This is a genomic window from Ruegeria sp. HKCCD7303 (assembly GCF_013111185.1).
Classification (GTDB): domain Bacteria; phylum Pseudomonadota; class Alphaproteobacteria; order Rhodobacterales; family Rhodobacteraceae; genus Ruegeria.
In genome coordinates this window covers 24,391-43,483 of record NZ_WVRE01000003.1, presented here as the reverse complement: position 1 = coordinate 43,483, position 19,093 = coordinate 24,391, and the positions used below count along the sequence as shown (strand labels likewise).

Below are 19,093 nucleotides of genomic sequence, written 5' to 3'. Positions count from 1 at the left end.
CCCCTAGCTTGAAACGTAGCCTGCAATCACCTGAAGCAGCTTGAAGGCGGTTGCAGCGTCATTCTCGACGACGGCAAGGAATTCCTCTTCGCCAATCCGCAGACAAGACAGCTGAGTTTCTGCCACCATACTCAACGCGCGCGGCTCTTTGCGGATCAGGCCCAGCTCTCCGACCAAAGCGCCCGGTCCAACGGTGGTGATCAACTGATCCGGCCCTTGATCCTGCGGCAGGTACAATCCGGCCTCACCCTCAAGCACAACATAGGCACCATCGGTTGGCTGGTCGTCTTTTAGGAAAACCACTTGCCCGGGCTCGGCGTCAAACCAGCGAGCACCAAAGGCCAACAGGCGCAACTGACGTCGGTCCAGACCAGAGAACAACGGGGTCTGTTCCAGAGCACGCAATTTCCGCGCCAGATCTGCCGATGCTGCGCTGTCTTCCTCCACGTCTACCGGCCCTCCGTCCGAGACCACACGACCTTGCCTGATTTCAACGAACATGTCGAATACATCGGGGTTTTCAAACTGATCGTTCAAGTAGATGACAGTAGTCTCCGGCAGCAACTCACGCAGCTTTTTGTAGACGGCCACCTGCGTTTTCATGTCGTAACTGGCCAAGGCGTTTTCCAAGATCAGGACGTCCGGTTTCTTGATCGTTGCGCGCGTAAACGCAAGTGGCTCTGCAAACACCGCGGGCAGGTTCTGACCACCCAAGGCCACCGGCACGTCATAAATCAGTTCCGTCACCAATGGCCGCGCACCGTTTTCGGCCAACACATCGACAATCAGCTTGCGCGCCTCATCGGAACGGGCCCCGCCAATCTGACTGACTTTACCAAAAAGCGCGTTTTCCATGACTGTCAGACCGGGTGCGTATACCTCCGGGTCCAGCGGAACAAAAACATCCTTCAGACGTTCCATCAGCTTCTCAGAGTGGCTGTGTCGAAGTTCGAGAATCCGGTCCTTCAGCTCATCGGTGAAAGCTGGGCCGATCTGTTCCGCCGAAATAACAAACGGCACAGCCAGCATATTTGCCAACTGTGCATCGTCCAACCCGGCCGAGCCTTCTTTGCGGGTCTGCTCAACCAGTTCGACCGCAGCCTCATAGGTCTTTGCATCCAACCCGAGCTTGCGGAACAACGGGTGATCCGTACCGTCCAAACCAAAAATCTGGCGCAACATCTCGATCACGTCGCGGGTCAATGCGATCAGCGTTTCATCCAGCCCCAACTCTCGCAGCTGGCCCAGAAAGACCGTCTGTTCTACCAGCAAAGCGTGTGTCACCGGAACGCAGGGCGTGGCAAACAGAAGATTCTCGGCAACAGGCAGGGCGGGGTTGTACAGATTGCGGTCGAAGATCAACGCCTGTTGTTCCAGACCCGCGTCCTGAACGGCTTTGCGCACAATTGGACGCAACTCGACCAGTTTCTGAGCCAGTTCGCAATGCTCAGCGGCGTTAAAGCTTTGTTCTGCACCACGCTGGAACAGGGCCGCACCAGACCCCATCCCGTCGATCAGCTGCAACCACCAATCGCGCAAGGCCGCCGCGTCCGGAAGCCCTGCCAAAGACGGATCAAGCCAATCCACCTTGAACGGGTCGGAACTGTTTCCTGCCCGCAGGGTTTCGCGAAAATCGGGGTCATCTGCGCTCTCTGACAACGGTCTGAACCGCATAGGCATCATTACGTTGTCGCCCAAAGTGCCCTGAAACATCACAGGGCGGGACGTAGCATAACCTATACGTGAGGCCACAACGCCCTGATGCAGTTCGGCCAGGTTCACATCCCCGATACGCACCTTGCCACCACTGGGCAAGATTTCACGCGTCAAAAGTTCGGCGATGGCACGGCGGTCTTCCTCGCTGGGGGCGGAAATGCCGATCGTCTTGCCGCCCGGAAAGCTGAGGTTCAGATCGTCCAACACCTGATTGCCGTCCATGTCCCGAACCGAAACATGATCCAGCACAATATCATCGTTCAGATTGGGGCGTGCGTCAGCTTCGCCCTCAAACAAGGCTTCGTCCTGCATTCCGCTGGGCGCAAAGCGGTCAATCACCACGTCCCAACGCAAAGACATGTCCTGTGTCTGGTTGTAGTAGGTCAAAAGCTCTTTCCAAGGTGAGCTCAGATCTTTGTAGGCCGCAAGCGCTGCAACCAGCGCCCCCAGCGAGACCGAGCCTTGCAGCACCAGCAGACCGCCGATCAGATAGAACATGAATGGCGTCAATTGAGAGATGAAGTTGTTTATGAATTTCATAAAAAACTTCTTCTGGTAGATCTCGAACCGGATGCCGAACAACCGCCCCAACTGATCAGAGATCATCGCCCGGCGATAACGCCAGCCACCATTGGCGCGCAGCGTCGAAGCCCCTGCAGCGTTTTCACCGATTTGGGCCGCAAGCACCCGCACTTCTTGAATACGCTTTTTGTTCAGCAGGTTGATTTGGCGTTGCAGTTTGGGGATCAGCCAGGCTTGTACCGGAATCAGTGCCACCGCGGCCAAGCCGAACCAAAAGCTTTGCAGGAACAAAAAGGCAAGGATCGTGATCATCTGACCCGCCTGCAATACAGGCTGGCTGATCGCATCCCCCATCAACCCGCCCATCGGCTCGCTTTCGGCGGTGATCATCGACACCATCTCGCCCTGGCTGACGCGTTCGAAATAGGGTTGTGGAAATCGCAACGCACGGCTGATCAACTGATACCGAAAGCGCCGCAGCATCCGCTCGCTCAGCACACCTTTCATGGTGTTGATGCGCATTTTCATCAGGCCATGCCCCAATACGGCCGCTAAAAACGCAAAGCATAGAATAACCAGAAAATTCGTCTGCGACATCGTATAGCCCCAGATGGTTACTTCTGGGTTGGGTGCACCAATCGCATCATTGATAATGCGCTTAGGCAGTTCCAACGTCAGGTAAAGCAGCGGGAACAATGTCGCTGTCACAGCCAACAAGATCAGCTGGTCGCGTTTGGAGTACTTCCAGATAAAGCGGAAAATCGTGCGTTCTATGGAACCTGCCCCTGCTGCTGACCGACGACGCGGTTCAGATGTTATCCACGCAAATTCAACAGCATGACTCTAATGCCATCCAGACATAATTGGCAATTTTTTTCCCGATTGTGCGAATTCTTAAGCTTTTGTGAACTAGTTCATTTACGTATGCCCATCTAATTGCCTAGAGTGGTCAGCAGGACGAGATCGGGAGGGTTCTTTTGGCTGCCAGTTTTGGCGCAGTGTTCGTTATGCTTTGCTTAATGCTTGTAAAGCACATGTTCGCTGACTTTTACCTCCAGACACCGAAAATGCTCTCTGGACGCGGTGAGTATTTTCATTGGGGACGTGCACAGCATGCAGCAGTACATGTTGCAGGCTCTATTATTGTGTTCTTGGTTTTTGGCGCACCTTTGGCGTTTATTCTGATTGTCGCAGCGCTTGAATGGATAATCCACTTCAACATCGATTTCGTCAAAGCCAGCTATTCTGACAAAAACCAGCTGGAACCTTCGCAAGCCGCCTTTTGGCGCGCGGCCGGGTTGGATCAGTTGATGCACAACCTGACATATGTGGCGATGGTCTGGGCGTGGGTTAGCTTTGCAGCAGCCTGAATAGGTTACGCCGCCTCTTTCAACGCACCCATTCTGTACGCCCGAAGCCACATTCGATCCAATGCGTCGATCTTTGCGGGATCGAATCTTTCTTCGACCTCCCAATACCGACCTGAGTCGACGTAATAGCCCAGATCGTGTTCTATTTGGCGTGCTGGACCCATTCCTAATGTGTCAATAAGTGGTGACGCGGACAGATTAGACCGGCTGGTTGAGGAAAAGACCAATCGGCTGGGCCCGTTGGACAACCGAACTGCTCTGCACCCCTGTTTGGCTGCAAAAAGAGCCAGACGCGCAGATTTAGCTTCGAGCGATCGCAGAGTCACATCGTCCCGCAACGGGTCCGCGGCCCCGGTTCCGTAAAAATGGGTCTTGCCAGAACCCGAATACATCATGTCGCATCCAAAAAACGCCAATACATCCGGATTCAGAGCCGCCAGCGCCCAATACCCGGCTGTAAAAGCCATCGTGCCGCCCGCGTAGACGAACCCGCCATATTCGTTCTGCTTGGGCACATAGTCTTGCGCAGTGACGATGCTTTGCGCTTTGGTAACGTCCTTCGGACATCTGTCAGTCGGAAAATCTTCGGGATGGATTAAGTAGTCCCAGTCCTCTCGAATGCGCCACGCGTTGTTGATGGCGACAATATGCGTGAAGGGCTGGCGCGACCAAGCCCTCGCTTCTAAGGCCGAAGGAGCACTGCCCAGAATCAGAACTTTGGTTTGTCGGTCGGTCATAGCGGGGCCACCCTCTTTGCCAGCCCCGCAAGACGTAGATCGTTTACAGGCCGTGACTAGCCCAGCACCGAGAAACTACTTTCTTCGTTGATCGGACGTTTGCGCGAATAAAAGCCGACATCGATGCTCCGCTTGATATAGGGCAGTTCGAACTGCAACGGTTCTGCGTCATGGTCGGCACCACCCTCGCAATACGAGATCAGAGCCGTCATCATCTTACCCGCAATCGGCGCGTTTTTGTATTGGTTCCCGCTGGAACCGCAGGCCATGTAGAACCCCGGCAGGCTGGATTTGTCATAGATCGGAATCCAGTCGGTGGACGCATCATACAGGTCAACAACGCCCCGCGTTTTCGACGGGATGCCAAGACTGGGGACACGTTGCGCATAGCGCATCGCCTGCGTGGTCCATTGATCGGTGAACTCTCGGTTATAGTTCACATCGTCCTCGCACCACTGATGCGGATCACACTCCGGGTCTTCTGATCCGACGAGGATATGGTTTCCATGTTCCGGGCGACAATAACAGGCGATGTCGCTGTCCGACACGATGGTTCCATCATTTTCAAAATCGAACCCTTCAGGCGCAGGAACATGAACCACCTCTTGCCGCAAGGGCCGGGTTTTGATGGTCATGTCGCCCAGGACACCCGCCATCTCGTTGATGATCGCCGAACCCGGTCCCGCAACGTTGACCACGACCTTGGCGTGGATTTCTTCGCCCGAGGTCAGCTTAACGCCGGAAACGCGCCCGCCCTCGGTCAGGATTTCAGCAACTTCAGCGCCGGTGCGCACTTCGGCCCCATGCTGTTTCGCGGCATCCATGAGGTTCTGCGCAGACAAGGCCGGGTCGGTGACGTACCCCGCTTGCGGCCAATACACACCCCCGGTCATCTTCCGCCCGTTGGACTGGCCGAATTCCGGATCATCCATACGGCGCGCCGGGGTAAAGCTTTCCAGCGAATAAACCGGCAGGCGCTCTACCACTTTCTCAGCCGACCATTCCTCGAAGGGGCAGTCCAAATCCGACGAATTGCGCATGTGCTTTTCCAACATACCGTTCGCCTCGGTCTTCATGACCAGACAACCGGTTTCCCGGAACTGGGCCAGATCGGCATCCTCTGGCAGTCCCAGATAGTCGGCCCAGTCGCGCCAGTAATGGTAGCCTTCCCAGGCAAAGGCCGTTCCGTCAAAGGTCGAATAATGCATTCGGATTATTGCACAAGACCCGGCGGTTGAGCCGTGACCAACCTGAGAATTGCGGTCCAAAGACAGGGTTTTCCACCCCGCCTTCGACATCTCGAACGCAATGGCCGCGCCGATCACACCCGTGCCAATGATGATTGCGTCTGGTTGACTCATTTCAAGTCTCCTTTCCAATAACGCATTGTATATGCGCTGAATTCTTCAACTTCTTCTGGCTTTGGCTCAACGCCGGTAAACGTGTAGAGGTACTGCGCCAATAGCGAGATCCGCATCTCAATTGGTTCGTTCATTTGTGCCAGGTCATAGCCAATCTGCATGTAATACAGTACCCGCGCTCGAGTTTCGGCCTCGATCTCGGAATAGCCGTAGCGGGCAAACATTGCGTGCAGTGCCGCAAGGCGACGCGCGTCGGATTGGTCCAGCGCACGCCGCACCTTGCCGGATTTACGCGCCCAGTCACGTACGGCAAAGTCCAGCGCAGTGTCGAACAACTCGCTGTTTACCACACAACGATGCACGTTGCAGACAGCTGCTGTGATTGTCTCAGCCGGGGCCTCCGCCTGCTTGATCAATGCTGCCGTATTGGTGGCTTGCCAGCGGGCAAGCAGCGCATCCATCAGTTCTTGCCGAGATTTGAAGTACCAATAAAAGGATGAGCGCGATACAGCCATCCGCTCAGCAAGATTCAGAACCTTGATTTGATCTATCCCGTCCGAAATCAGCACGTCCATTGCCACATTCAACCAATCGTCACGCGTGACCTTGACGTTGCCGATCAAGGGTTCAGCCTTGGGATCATCGCGGTGAAGGACAGGTTTTGTATTCATTCAACTCTCCGGCGGCGCGCCGCCCTCGGCAGTCCGACGCGCAATAAAGTCGTGCATGGCACCCAAACTGTCACTGTCAGTACTTGGTGCTTTGAAGTCGCTCAGGATGCCTTTCCAAACGTCAGTAGCCCGATTATTCGCATCAACCGCCCCACGTTCGGTCCAGGTGCCAAAGTTGGCGTAGTCATGAAGATGCGGTTGATAGAACTCGGTATTGTACCGCTCCATCGTCTGGCTTGAGGCAAAGAAATGTCCACTGGGTTCGACCTCACGCAAGGCTGTATCATATCCGATCTCTGCCGCGCCTGCCTGTGCACCCGCGCAAAGTTCGGCCACCATGTTCAGGACCTCGGCATCGCAGACCAGTTTTTCGAAGGATACGGTCAGGCCACCCTCCAGCCAACCTGCGGAATGGATGATCACGGTTGCCCCGGCCATCAGGCAGCCCCAAAGGCCAAACTGGTTCTCGTTCGCGGCCTGCACATCGTTGATGTTTGACGCTGATCCTGCTGCCGACCGCCAAGGCAGGCCAAGTTGGCGCGCCAATTGACCCGCAGCCAGAGACGCCTGGAAATGGGAAGGCGTCCCGAATGCAGGGGCACCAGATTTCATATCCACGTTGCTTGTAAACGTTCCATAACAGACCGGAGCACCAGGTTTGGCAAGCTGCGTCAGTGTCAAAGCGGCAAGCGCTTCGGCATGGGACAAGGTGATCGCCCCGGCCACAGTAATCGGAGCCATCGCGCCCATCAGGGTAAACGGCGTGATGATCGACATCTGACCATGCCGCGCGAAGTCGATCAGACCTTGCGCCATCGGAATATCCAAAGTGCGCGGGCTATTGGTGTTGATGATCGTGTAACAATGCGCATTGCCCTGGAATTCATCACTCGAAAGGCCACGGGCCGTGGACAGCATCTCAAAGCAATCCATCACCTGCGGCGTGCCGCGCGAGAAAAAGAACGGGAACTTGTCTGTAAGCTCCATCTGCGCTTGCGTGGTAAAATAGTGGCGCAAATGGGTTGGTACGTCCTGCGGCTCGACCTGAGGCGAGATCATCTGGAATACATCGAAATGGTGCGTGAGCTTCAGAAACTCCAGATAATCCTGCCCTGTCGCGGGGCGACGTCCACGTTCAAGGTCGGTCGCATTCGGAGCCCCGGCACCGGGTTGAAAGACCAAAGTGCCCAGTTCAAGCGTGAAATCCCGCCGCCGCGCTCCGGCTCGGCAATCAATAGATTTGGGGGCCGAGGCCACAGCGGCCCCAACCATCTCGCGCCCGATGAAGACCATTTCACTGTCTTCGTCCACGCGCGCACCACCTTGTTTGAAAAGCTTGCGCGCCTCGGGTAGCAGACATTTTACGCCCAATTCTTCCAACGTACGCAACGCAGTCTCATGCATGTCGGCGATCTGATCCGCCGGAAACACCTCCATTTGCGGGAAAGGGTTCTTGAGCTGGCGATAGTTCACATCGCGACTGGGTTGCGGGGCGGCTTCGGCCCCCCGCCCGCGCCGCCTGCGTCCTCGGTCCTGAGCGGTCATGATCAGCCTCGCATCGCTTTGCCTTGCGGGTCATAAGGCGACGGCGCAACCACGCGTGCCGACCGTTCCACGCCAACCACATGGACGGACAGTTCAGTACCCGGTTCAGCTTTGTCGCGGTCAATCAGCGCCATCGCTAGCGATTTGCCGGTGTAATGCCCATAGCCACCCGAGGTTACGAAACCAACGCGTTCACCATTGGCCCAGATCGGCTCGTACCCGCTGGCATCCGCGTCCACAGCATCGATTTCCAACGTCGCCTGTACCTGTGCCGGACCATTGCCATTGCGTTCGGCAAGCGCGGCCTCTTTGCCGACAAACTCTTTTTCCCAATCGATCCAGCGATCCATGCCAGTCATGCCGGGTGTATAGGCTTGCGTGAACTCCGCTGACCAAATGCCAAAGCTCTTTTCCAACCGGGTCGACCCCATGGCGTTGAAACCAACCTCGCGAAGGCCTTCTTCGGCACCGGCCTCCAACAAGATACGGCGCAGTTTGATGTGGTCGCCATAGCGGCAGTTGATCTCGTACCCCTTTTCGCCGGTCACGGACATGCGCGCCACGCGAGCACGAACAAGGCCGATGTCGAAATCGCCGCAGCCCATGAATTTCAAGCCCGAGATATCCTGCTCCGCCAGCTTTTCGACCACAGCCTGCGATTTCGGCCCAACCACGGCAAAGCCGCAATATTCCTCACCCAGATCACGCAGTTCGACACCGTCAATCATATGATCGTCAAACCAGCGCTTGTGCCAGGCACGCAGATAGTAGCTGCCCATGATCCACCAGGTGCCGTCGCCCCAGTTCAAAACGGTCAAATCGCCCTTAAGCCGCCCATCCTTGCCCAGCATCGGGGCCAGTTTCGCGCGCCCCGGGGCAGGCAGTTTCGAGGCCATCACCCTGTCGAGCCACGCTTCGGCATTCGGACCGGTCACTTCAAACCGAGAAAAGCCCGAGATATCCATCAGGCCCACGCCTTCACGGATGGCCTTGCATTCTTCAGTCACGATGTCATGTGCATTGGACCGCTTAAGCGTTGGTGTTTCCTCGAAACCCTTTGGTGCGAAATACAGCGGCACCTCCAGATCCCAGCTGACGCCCCATTTGCAGCCAGCCTCGGTCATCGCGTCATGCGCAGGAGCCATCTTCAGCGGACGGCCTGCAGGCAGTTGTTCGTTTGGATAGGTCATCACAAAACGGCGGGAATAGAACTGACCCGTGGTCTCGCGGATATAGCGCTTGTTCTGCGCATAGTCGCCGTAGCGGGCCACATCCATTGACCAGGCATCAGCCTCGGGCTCGCCATGGATCATCCATTCGGCCAAGGTCTTACCCACGCCTCCACCTTGAAGGAAGCCCGCCATCACCGCACAGGCAGACCAATAGCCACGTTTGCCCGGCACCGGACCGACCAAAGGGTTACCGTCGGGCGAAAAGGTAAATGCGCCGTTCACCCATGTCTTGATGCCGACATTCTGAATCGAAGGATAACGTTCAAAGCCCAGCGTCAATTCGTTCTCGATCCGGTCAAGCTGTTCCTGAAACAGCTCTTCGCCATAGTTCCACGGCGCGCCGTCCATGGCCCAATGCTCGTGATCTACTTCATAAATGCCGACCAGAACGCCCTTTTGGTCCTGCCGCATATAGGTGAATCCTTCCAGGTCCACGGTCATCGGCATCTCAAAATCGGCGGCTGCGACTTCGGGCACTGTGTCAGTGATCAGATAGTGGTGCTTAAGCGGTGATACCGGTAATTCGACGCCAGCCATGCGCCCGACCTGCTTGGCCCACAGGCCCGCCGCATTGACCACATGTTCGCAAGTGATCGTGCCCTTGTCGGTCACAACCTTCCAACCTTCATCGGTTTGGATCAGTTCCTCGACTTTGGTTTCTTCGTAATACTCAGCACCGCGTTTTCGGGCCGCTGTTGCATAAGCCTGCACTGTTCCGGTTGTGTCGATATACCCTTCTCGATCCGCCCACATAGCACCCAGCACGCCCTCGGAGGACATGATCGGACAACGTTTCTGGGCCTCTTGCGGGGTCAGCAACTCGCAATCGTCAATCCCGATGGACTGAAAAATTCGGTAGTTGGCCTGCAACCACTCCCACCGTTCGGGCGTTCCGGCAAGAGTCAGACCGCCGGTCATGTGCAAACCGATATTCTGACCCGATTCCTTTTCGATTTCACTGAGCAGGTCGATGGTATACGCCTGCAGTGACGCCATATTCGGGTCGGCATTCAACGCGTGGATACCGCCAGCCGCGTGCCACGAAGAGCCCGACGCAAGCCGCCGCCGTTCAAGCATCACGACATCCGACCAGCCAAACTTGGCCAGATGATACAGAACCGAGGCCCCGACGACCCCGCCCCCAATGACAACAACGCGATACTGAGATTTCATCTGAACCTCCCCAAAACAAAATCTGGGAAAACGCTAGTGGCACTGTTCATTTCTGTCTAGACATTTCTGTACAGTGCAGGCCAGCAGGGATGGGCGCCTTGGAACGGTGGTCGCTAAAGCTTGGCGCTAGGACGCGACTGGATGCTTTCAAACCATGCGATCGTCGCAGTATTGCCTTCAGGGATTCGCGTTTTAATCACACGCGCGAAATCGACAAAAACAAAGGTCGAGATGTCAGCTAGAGTGAAGTCGTCACCCGCGATGAATGCGCTTTCGGTCAACCGCGCCTCGAGCAGATCAAAAAACTGAATCACACGGTCTTTTCCGCGCTGCGCCAGTTCCGGGATTTGGGCATAGTTGGACGGACCAGGAATAGCGCGGTCTCGAAAAGCCGGATGACTGTTGCGCAGCGTTTCGGCGATGGGCAAACCACCCTGCTGTTCGGCGATCGCATTCCACATCAGAACCAGACCTTTTTCATCGGGGGTCCGACCCATCAAAGGCGGTTCGGGAAAACGTGCCTCAAGATAAGCGGCAATACCCATGTTCTCGGTGAGAACTGTACCAACATCGGTTACCAGGACAGGCACGGTGGCGCGCGGATTGACGGCGCGGAATTTATCGCTCAGTTGCGCGCCTTCGGCGATCGAGACTTCTCGGGTCTCGATCTCAAGCCCTTTTTCCGCAATGAACATGCGGGCTCGCCTGGGGTTGGGGGCTGTTGAGCAGTCGTAGAAAATCATGCTGGTGCCCCTTTCAGATCAACGGCGGTAAATGAAACAGCGCCCTTCAACGGCACCTTCGGGCAGCGGCATTTCTGTCAGCCCGTCGAAATACATGCGATCACTGGACACCATCAGACCGCCCTGCGCCAGCAAAGGTTCAATCAGCGGCGAGACGAACCGAGCAAATTTATCGTTCTTCTCACGGTTATGCCCGCCCAAGTCTGCGTGGATAAGGCTCGCTGTTGCGCCAAACCGGTCAACGGATGCAGGCAACGTATCGCGCACATCCCCCAGAATCACCCGATCCTCGGGTGGGGTTGAGTCTGGGTGAGAAGCCACCGCGCGTTCGAACACATAAACCGGGCGGTCATCCATATGCTGCACAAGATGGTGATAGGTACGGCCATTGCCCAAACCCAACTCGAAAACCGGGCCTTTCATGCCCGCCGTATGCGCAATCGCAAAATCCAGACACGCGCGTTGCGACACCATGCGGTCGATGAACAGATCCAGGCGGCTTTGATTCTCGGACACCAGCACATATCTCCTTGATACTATTCGGAAGCATAGATGCGCCCGATGCGGCCCTAGATGACAAATTCTCAAGACTTTGTGTAGCGATGAAGCCCAAAGTTTCACAATTCCGCGACATTTCAGCCCAAGAACGGGTTTGACTAGTCGGGCGGAACCGCGCGACACTAAGCAAAAAATCACGGGGAGTTGAATTAACCGATGTCACCTTTTGGTCAAACGGGTAGAAAACCCGCATGAACGCGTTGTTGTCCGTCAGAAACCTGAGCATTGGCTTTGGTACGGGCAATTCCGTGGTCACGGATGTGAACTTCGACGTCGAGGCCGGTCAGACGCTTGCACTAGTGGGTGAATCCGGATCGGGCAAAACAATCACATGTCGGGCCGCTTTGCGCATTCTACCCCGCTCTGCACAGATCCGCAGCGGCACTATTACCCTGAACGATTCCAAAGGTACGTGCGAGCTTACATCGGTCTCGGAACGCGAGATGCGCAACATACGCGGCAACCGGGTTTCGATGATCTTTCAAGAACCTATGCGTTCACTGTCGCCCCTGCACAAGATCGGCAATCAGGTCAGCGAAGTCTTGTGGCTGCATCGTGGTCTTTCAGAAGCCGAGGCCCGCAAAGAAGTTCTGAGCCAGTTTGATCGCGTGGGTTTCCCCGACCCCCAGCGCGCTTATGACTCGTACCCGTTTGAATTGTCTGGCGGGATGCGTCAGCGCGCCATGATCGCAATGGCGATGGTATCCAAGCCCGAACTGCTGATAGCAGACGAACCAACCACTGCGCTGGATGTGACCACACAGGCGCAGGTGCTGGGGCTGATCAAGGAATTGCAGCGCGAGACCGGCATGGCGCTGATCCTTGTCACCCATGACCTGGGTGTCGTCGCCAATATGGCCGAACAGGTCGTGGTCATGCACAAGGGTCGCATCATGGAGTCGGGCCCGGCCGCGCCAATCCTGACCGCTCCGGCTCATCCTTATACGAAACAGTTGTTCGATGCCGCGCCGGAAATTCCGGACCAGGATGCCGTAGGTATTCCGATGCCGGACGAAGATCTGATCCTTCAGATGAAGGACGTGTCCAAGACCTACACCATGCGGTCCAGCAAGGGGTGGCAAGCCGACACCGCAATCTACGCCTGTCGCGGCGTCGACCTGAACCTTGCACGCGGCAAAACGCTGGCTATTGTTGGCGAAAGCGGATCGGGAAAGACGACAGCAGCCCGGATCGCATTGGGTGCCGAATTGCCCGACCCTGGTGGCGAAGTTCTGTTCCGCACTGCACCTGACGTCGACCCAATCACGGTGCACAGCATGACGCGCGCCCAGCGCACGGCGTTTCAGCGAAAGGCACAAATGGTCTTTCAGGACCCCTATAGCTCGCTCAGTCCGCGTATGCGCATTCAGGACGCGATGACCGAACCGTTGGAAATCCACAAGATCGGCACCTCAGCGGAACAGCGCGACAAAGCAGCCGAGATGCTGCAACGTGTCGGTTTGACAGAAGACATGCTGAAACGCTATCCCCACGCGTTTTCCGGCGGGCAGCGGCAGCGCCTTTCTGTGGCCCGTGCCATGATGTTGGACCCGCAACTGATTGTCTGTGACGAACCCACATCGGCTCTGGATGTCTCGGTTCAGGAACAAATCCTGACCTTGCTGGAGAACCTTCAGGACAGCCTGAACCTGTCCTATCTGTTTATCTCGCACGATCTGGCCGTTGTCGCCCGGATTGCCGACGAAGTTGCCGTTATGCGGCGCGGCCTGATTGTCGAACAGGCACCGCCCGAAACGCTTTTCTACAATCCGCGTCACCCTTACACCAAGGCGCTGATTGCCGCTCAACCCGAACCCGACATCAACCGTCCAATTGACCTGCAAATGGTTTCATTGGGCGCCGGCGCACCGGACAGTTGGGAAGAAGCCTTCCGTTTCTCGGACACCGTGATACCTTCATTGGTGGAATTGGAACCGGGCCATAAGGTACGTTGCCATGTTTAAGACCACTCGCCCCCTGATCCTGGCCGCAATGCTGGCCCTGACGGGAATGCTGCCCGCCACGGCAGAAACCTTTCCTACTCCTCAGGAAAGCGCCTTCTGGAGCGCTGAAGTAGAGGCAGGCAACCTTCCGCCGATCGAAGAACGCATTCCCAAGGAACCGCTGATCGTTGATCTGGCCGCTAAAGGCCGTGAATTTGGCACCCAAGGTGGTACGCTGCGTACGATGGTGACACGGTCGAAAGATATCCGCCAAATGGTCGTCTACGGCTATGCCCGCCTTGTTGGGTTTAACCAGGACTATGAAATTGTGCCCGATCTGCTGGCCTCGTTCGAGAACGAAGACAATCGCAAGTTCACGCTGAAACTGCGGGAAGGGCACAAATGGTCAGACGGCTCGCCCTTTACGTCAGAAGACTTCCGCTATTGGTGGGAAGAGGTCGCCAATAACGAACTGCTCAGCCCTTCGGGTCCGCTTGAGTTTCTGATCGTCGAAGGCAAATCACCAACGGTTACATTTCCTGATGAAACCACGGTGATCTTCGAATGGGAGGATCCAAACCCGGACTTCCTGCAAACGCTTGCCAATGCGCGACCGCCATTTATTTACCGTCCGTCCGCCTTCCTCAAACAGTACCACGAGAAATACGCCGATCCCGAGGAGCTGGCCTTTCTGGTTGAAGATGCAAGGGTCAAAAGCTGGGCCGCGTTGCACAACAAGCTGGACAACCTTTACAAGTTCGACAACCACGAACTGCCGACTTTGCAACCTTGGCTAAACGCAAGCTCGGGCAAGAAGATCAGGCATAACTTTGTGCGCAACCCCTACTACCACCGTATCGACAGCAACGGGGTACAGCTGCCCTATATCGACGTGGTCGAGATGGAGATTGTTGCCCCCGGCCTTGTCGCCGCCAAGACCAACGCAGGTGAAAGCGATCTGCAAGGTCGCGGATTGGCCTTCCGGGACGCGTCGATCCTTAAAAAAGGTGAGGCCCAAGGCGGTTACAAAACACTGCTGTGGAAAACCGGCGTAGCGTCCCAGGTTGCGATCTATCCGAACCTTAACTTTGCGGATGACGTCTGGCGCGACGTTTTGCGCGACGTTCGTGTGCGACGTGCCTTGTCGCTGGGGATCGACCGCAAGACCATCAATCAGGCTCTGTATTTCAAACTGGCGCGCCCCGCAGCGATGTCAGTGCTGCCCGCTTCGCCGTTCTACAATGAAGAGAACGCCGAGGCCTGGGCGCAATACGATATTGATCAGGCCAATGCCCTGCTGGACGAAGCCGGTCTGACGCAGCGCGATAAAAACGGCATCCGTTTACTGCCCGATGGCCGCCCGATGGAGTTGATCATCGAAACCGCAGGTGAACGGCAAGAGGTCGAGAATGCCCTGCAAATCGTCACCGACAACTGGCGCGAGATCGGGGTCAAACTGGTGATGCGTCCACTGGACCGCGACATTCTGCGCAACCGGGTGTTTGCGGGCAACTCGATGGCTTCAGTTTGGTTTGGATGGGATGACGGAATCCCGCAGGCTCACACTTCACCAGCTTATCTGGCACCCACTGATCAAGTGTTCCTCGCTTGGCCCAAATGGGGTCAATATTACCAGACTAAGGGTGAAGTTGGAGAAGCCCCTGACATGCCCGAAGCCGAACGTCTGATGGAACTGGCCCATGATTGGGAAATCGCCACAAGCGATGAAGAACGCACGGCAGCCTGGACAGAAATGCTGAAAATTCATGCGGACCAACTGTATGCAATTGGCATCCTGAACGGCGCGCCGCAGCCGGTGGTTGTCTCGAATCGTCTGCGCAACGTACCGGAACAGGCTATGTGGGCATGGGAACCAGGCGCGCATTTCGGCATCCATCGCCCGGATGAGTTCTTTTTCGCTGACTGAGCAGGAGCAGCAAAATGGTCATGCTGCGCTATGCGGTCTATCGGTTCTTTACGATGCTGCTGACTTTGTTGGTAGTTTCGGTCCTGATTTTCACAATCATCAACCTGCCGCCCGGTGATTACCTGAGCAACCAGATCGCCGAGCTTCAGGCCTCGGGGCAATCTGCCGGTGTCGCCAAGGCCGAGTTTCTGCGCACGGAATACGCTTTGGATCGTCCCATCTGGGAGCAATACCTGATCTGGATGGGGTTCTGGCCCGGACCGCACGGGTTTTCCGGTCTAATTCAAGGAAACTATGGCTGGTCTTTTGAATTTGACCGTCCCGTATCAGAAATTGTTGGCGATACGCTTTGGTTGACGGTGGTCGTCAATCTGGCTGCGATCTTGTTTGTCTATGCCGTAGCTTTGCCCCTTGGTGTTATCGCCGCGGCGCGGTCGCGAACGTGGATCGACTATACCTCGGCTTTTGTTGGATATTTGGGCCTGGCCACACCGAACTTCCTTTTGGCTCTGATCTTGTTCTACTACGGACACCAGTATTTCAACCTGCCTATTGGTGGCCTTATGGATCCCAAGTTCGAAGGCGAGCCGATGAGTTGGGACAAGCTGAAATCCATCCTCATTCATTTGATCGTGCCAACCTTCGTGATCGGCACCTCTGGGGCCTCGGCCATGATGCAGCGCCTGCGGGCAAATATGCTGGATGAGCTTGGCAAGCCTTATGTCGAAACTGCGATTGCCAAAGGTATGGCCCCGTCGCGGATGCTGACCAAATACCCACTGCGTGTGGCCTTTAACCCTTTCGTGGCCGATATCGGCAACCTGCTTCCGTCAATGGTATCAGGCTCAGTTCTGGTTTCCGTTGTTCTGGGCCTGCAAACAATTGGCCCGACCCTGCTGACGGCTTTGAAAACGCAGGATCAGTTCCTGTCGGCTTTCATCCTGATGTTCGTCGCTTTGCTCACGCTGATCGGAACGATGATCTCGGATATTCTGTTGGTGATGCTGGATCCGCGCATCCGTTATGAGGGGCGCGAAGCATGACTGATCGTCCCGATGACCGCTTTGTCGATGACGCGCCATTTGATCCGCAAGCGTCTGTTCAGCAGCTCGAACGCGCCGATCTGGACGCGCCAAATTGGGTGCTGGTCTGGCGCAAGTTCCGCACTCACAAGCTTGGCCTGATCTCTGGCATTTTCTTGCTGTTGTGTTATCTGATGTTGCCCTTTGCCGGGTTTATTGCGCCCTATGGGCCGAACGAGCGAAATGGCGAACACCTCTATGCCCCGCCGCAATCTGTAAATTGGTTCCATGAGGGTGAGTTCATCGGGCCCCATGTGTATCCGATCGTCGCCGAAGCGGATCTTGAGACATTCCAGTGGAAATTTGTGCCCGACACAGACGACCCTCGTCCCATCAGGTTCTTTTGCGAAGGGTCAGAGTACCGTTTGGCCGGGTTCATACCGTCCGACACTCATCTGTTCTGCGCCCCCGAAGGCGCCACCCTGTTCCTGTGGGGATCTGACCGACTGGGGCGCGACATCTTCAGTCGTATCCTTTATGGCGCTCAGCTTTCGTTGACGGTGGGCCTGATCGGTATCTCTGTGTCGTTCTTTCTGGGCATCTTGTTCGGCTCGATGGCTGGCTATTTCGGCGGGCGCATCGACTGGACGATCAACCGGGTCATCGAAATTCTGCGCTCGTTGCCGGAACTGCCACTCTGGCTGGCGCTGTCCGCCGCCGTGCCATCGAACTGGAGCCCTGTGGCGGTTTTCTTCATCATTTCGATTATCCTCGGCATACTCGACTGGCCTGGCCTTGCGCGTTCAGTCCGGGCCAAGTTCTTGTCACTGCGTGAGGAAGAATATGTGCGCGCGGCTGAAATGATGGGCGCGAGCTCGGGCCGCGTGATCCGCAAGCATCTGCTACCCAACTTCATGTCGCACCTGATCGCATCAGCCACCTTGTCGATACCAGCCATGATCCTGGGGGAAACAGCGCTTAGTTTCCTTGGGTTGGGTCTGCGGGCACCTGCGGTCAGTTGGGGTGTCATGCTGAATGATGCACAGAACCTCGCCTCGATCGAAATCTACCCGTGGACGGCCATCCCGATGCTGCCGATCATCGTGGTCGTGCTGGCGTTCAACTTCCTCGGTGACGGGCTGCGCGACAGCCTGGACCCCTATCAGCAATGAGCCTTCTGGCCACCCTTCCTGCTGCGGACAGCTATCGCAGAACTGGTGAAGGCGCGCTGCCCAGCGCTTTTGCCGTTTCTGAATTGGCCACAGCCAGCTTTGCGGCGGTAGGTCACGAAATGGCCCGGTTGATGCAAGCGCTAAACTTGTCCTCGGGTAAACCTGAAATCACGGTCGATCACCGGCTGGCATCCCTTTGGTTCGGCTATTCTTTCAAACCAGACGGTTGGGACATGCCAAGCCTGTGGGATGCGGTCGCAGGCGACTATAAAGCCTCGGACGGCTGGATCAGGTTGCACACCAACTTAACTCGCCACCGAGCGGCTGCGCTGAAGGTTCTTGGTTCTCCGCCTGATCGCGAGGCCGTGGCAACTGCCGTTAAGTCATGGTCCATAGCGGATCTGGAAACTGCCGTCGTGGCGGAAGGTGGCGTTGCCGCTGCCATGCGCAGTCGAACCGAGTGGCTGGAACATCCGCAAGGCCGCGCCGTGTCACGCGATCCGCTGATCGGTTGGCAAGGGCCGCGCTATGTCAAACTACGCGACAGGCCGCAGGCAACTGCCGAACGACCCCTGGCGGGACTACGCGTACTTGACCTGACACGTGTTCTGGCCGGTCCGGTCTCGACCCGCACGCTGGCTGGTTTCGGCGCCGAGGTTCTGCGCATCGACCCACCTGATTGGGATGAACCGGGGGTGATCCCTGACATCTCACTGGGAAAGCACTGCGCCTATCTGGACCTGAAAACAAACGATGGCATGAAGCGGCTGCAAGAGCTGCTGTCACAAGCGGATGTGTTTGTGCACGGGTATCGACCGGGCGCATTGGATGTTTTGGGCCTGACGCGCGCCAAACGTGACGAATTGGCTCCGAACCGGATCGAGGTCACTCTGGATGCCTATGGCTGGCAGGGGCCATGGTCCACCCGGCGCGGTTTTGACAGCCTTGTGCAGATGAGCGCGGGCATCGCCCATACAGGAATGGGCTGGGCGCAGGCGGACAAACCTACCCCCCTGCCGGTTCAGGCCCTTGATCACGCAACAGGGTATTTGATGGCGGCCGCTGTTCTGTCCGCCCTTTCAGAGGCCGCATCGGGCAGTTCCATCATGCACGCCCACCTGTCCCTTGCCCGCACAGCTGAACTTCTGGCTGTCCTTGGCAAGGACGATACCGAAGCAGCACCGATCAATCCGACACCCAAAGACTACAACACGGAAACCGAAGCATCTGGCTGGGGGCCCGGTCATCGGCTCAAACCTGCGCTTAAAGTCGGCGAGGCATCAATGCACTGGGATTTGCCTGCATCGAAATTGGGCACATCACAGCCCATTTGGCCCTTGAACGCCAATTGACCCAACCGCCGCGCGGAACGCGCGGCTGGGCCCAACATATTGACGGGAT

14 protein-coding genes are annotated in these 19,093 nt (G+C 56.5%); 6 read left to right on the top strand and 8 right to left on the bottom strand.

Going from position 1 to position 19,093, the window contains the following annotated elements; translation table 11 throughout:
• Positions 1 to 3 precede the first annotated feature (3 nt).
• Positions 4 to 3,000: a cyclic nucleotide-binding domain-containing protein gene (locus GS630_RS09845; protein WP_171181574.1), complete on the bottom strand. Its 2,997-nt coding sequence runs from the start codon at positions 2,998 to 3,000 to the stop codon at positions 4 to 6.
• A 245-nt stretch (positions 3,001 to 3,245) separates the two neighbouring features.
• On the opposite strand from GS630_RS09845, the gene GS630_RS09840 reads away from it, so the two are divergent.
• Positions 3,246 to 3,608, top strand: coding sequence for a DUF3307 domain-containing protein (locus GS630_RS09840; protein WP_171712033.1), 363 nt, complete (start codon positions 3,246 to 3,248; stop codon positions 3,606 to 3,608).
• A 5-nt stretch (positions 3,609 to 3,613) separates the two neighbouring features.
• Here GS630_RS09840 and GS630_RS09835 read toward each other — a convergent pair whose 3' ends face one another.
• The 7 genes from GS630_RS09835 to GS630_RS09805 form a co-directional block, all read right to left on the bottom strand.
• Positions 3,614 to 4,345, bottom strand: a complete 732-nt coding sequence (locus GS630_RS09835) for a hypothetical protein (protein ID WP_171619539.1) — start codon at positions 4,343 to 4,345, stop codon at positions 3,614 to 3,616.
• A 56-nt stretch (positions 4,346 to 4,401) separates the two neighbouring features.
• Positions 4,402 to 5,706 carry an FAD-binding oxidoreductase gene (locus tag GS630_RS09830; protein WP_171619537.1) on the bottom strand — a complete coding sequence of 435 codons (1,305 nt, stop codon included), beginning with the start codon at positions 5,704 to 5,706 and terminating at the stop codon, positions 4,402 to 4,404.
• The gene (locus GS630_RS09825; RefSeq protein WP_171619535.1) at positions 5,703 to 6,377 is read right to left on the bottom strand and encodes a TetR/AcrR family transcriptional regulator; all 675 of its coding nucleotides are present in this window, start codon (positions 6,375 to 6,377) and stop codon (positions 5,703 to 5,705) included. Before GS630_RS09825 ends, GS630_RS09830 begins: the two co-directional genes overlap by 4 nt.
• Positions 6,378 to 7,922, bottom strand: coding sequence for a trimethylamine methyltransferase family protein (locus tag GS630_RS09820; RefSeq protein WP_171619533.1), 1,545 nt, complete (start codon positions 7,920 to 7,922; stop codon positions 6,378 to 6,380).
• A 2-nt stretch (positions 7,923 to 7,924) separates the two neighbouring features.
• Positions 7,925 to 10,327, bottom strand: a complete 2,403-nt coding sequence (locus GS630_RS09815; protein ID WP_171619531.1) for an FAD-dependent oxidoreductase — start codon at positions 10,325 to 10,327, stop codon at positions 7,925 to 7,927.
• A 113-nt stretch (positions 10,328 to 10,440) separates the two neighbouring features.
• Entirely contained in the window at positions 10,441 to 11,070 is a 630-nt protein-coding gene (locus GS630_RS09810; RefSeq protein WP_171619529.1) for a glutathione S-transferase, read from the bottom strand.
• An 18-nt stretch (positions 11,071 to 11,088) separates the two neighbouring features.
• Positions 11,089 to 11,586, bottom strand: a complete 498-nt coding sequence (locus GS630_RS09805) for a class I SAM-dependent methyltransferase (protein WP_348540064.1) — start codon at positions 11,584 to 11,586, stop codon at positions 11,089 to 11,091.
• 233 nt (positions 11,587 to 11,819) lie between these two features.
• Between GS630_RS09805 and GS630_RS09800 the strand changes: the two genes are divergently transcribed.
• From GS630_RS09800 to GS630_RS09780, 5 genes are read left to right on the top strand one after another with little or no spacing between them, the layout of a single operon-like run.
• Positions 11,820 to 13,592 (top strand): ABC transporter ATP-binding protein, encoded by a 1,773-nt coding sequence (locus GS630_RS09800; RefSeq protein WP_171235387.1) that lies wholly within the window; start codon positions 11,820 to 11,822, stop codon positions 13,590 to 13,592.
• Positions 13,585 to 15,498, top strand: coding sequence for an ABC transporter substrate-binding protein (locus GS630_RS09795; protein ID WP_171235388.1), 1,914 nt, complete (start codon positions 13,585 to 13,587; stop codon positions 15,496 to 15,498). Before GS630_RS09800 ends, GS630_RS09795 begins: the two co-directional genes overlap by 8 nt.
• 14 nt (positions 15,499 to 15,512) lie before the next feature.
• A complete protein-coding gene (locus GS630_RS09790; protein ID WP_171094404.1) occupies positions 15,513 to 16,541 on the top strand; it encodes an ABC transporter permease in 1,029 nt (342 codons plus the stop codon).
• On the top strand, positions 16,538 to 17,692 hold the full coding sequence (locus GS630_RS09785; RefSeq protein WP_171619525.1) for an ABC transporter permease: 1,155 nt from the start codon (positions 16,538 to 16,540) through the stop codon (positions 17,690 to 17,692). Before GS630_RS09790 ends, GS630_RS09785 begins: the two co-directional genes overlap by 4 nt.
• Positions 17,689 to 19,044 carry a CoA transferase gene (locus GS630_RS09780; RefSeq protein ID WP_171619523.1) on the top strand — a complete coding sequence of 452 codons (1,356 nt, stop codon included), beginning with the start codon at positions 17,689 to 17,691 and terminating at the stop codon, positions 19,042 to 19,044. The genes GS630_RS09785 and GS630_RS09780 overlap by 4 nt, the downstream gene beginning before the upstream one ends.
• Positions 19,045 to 19,093: the final 49 nt, after the last annotated feature.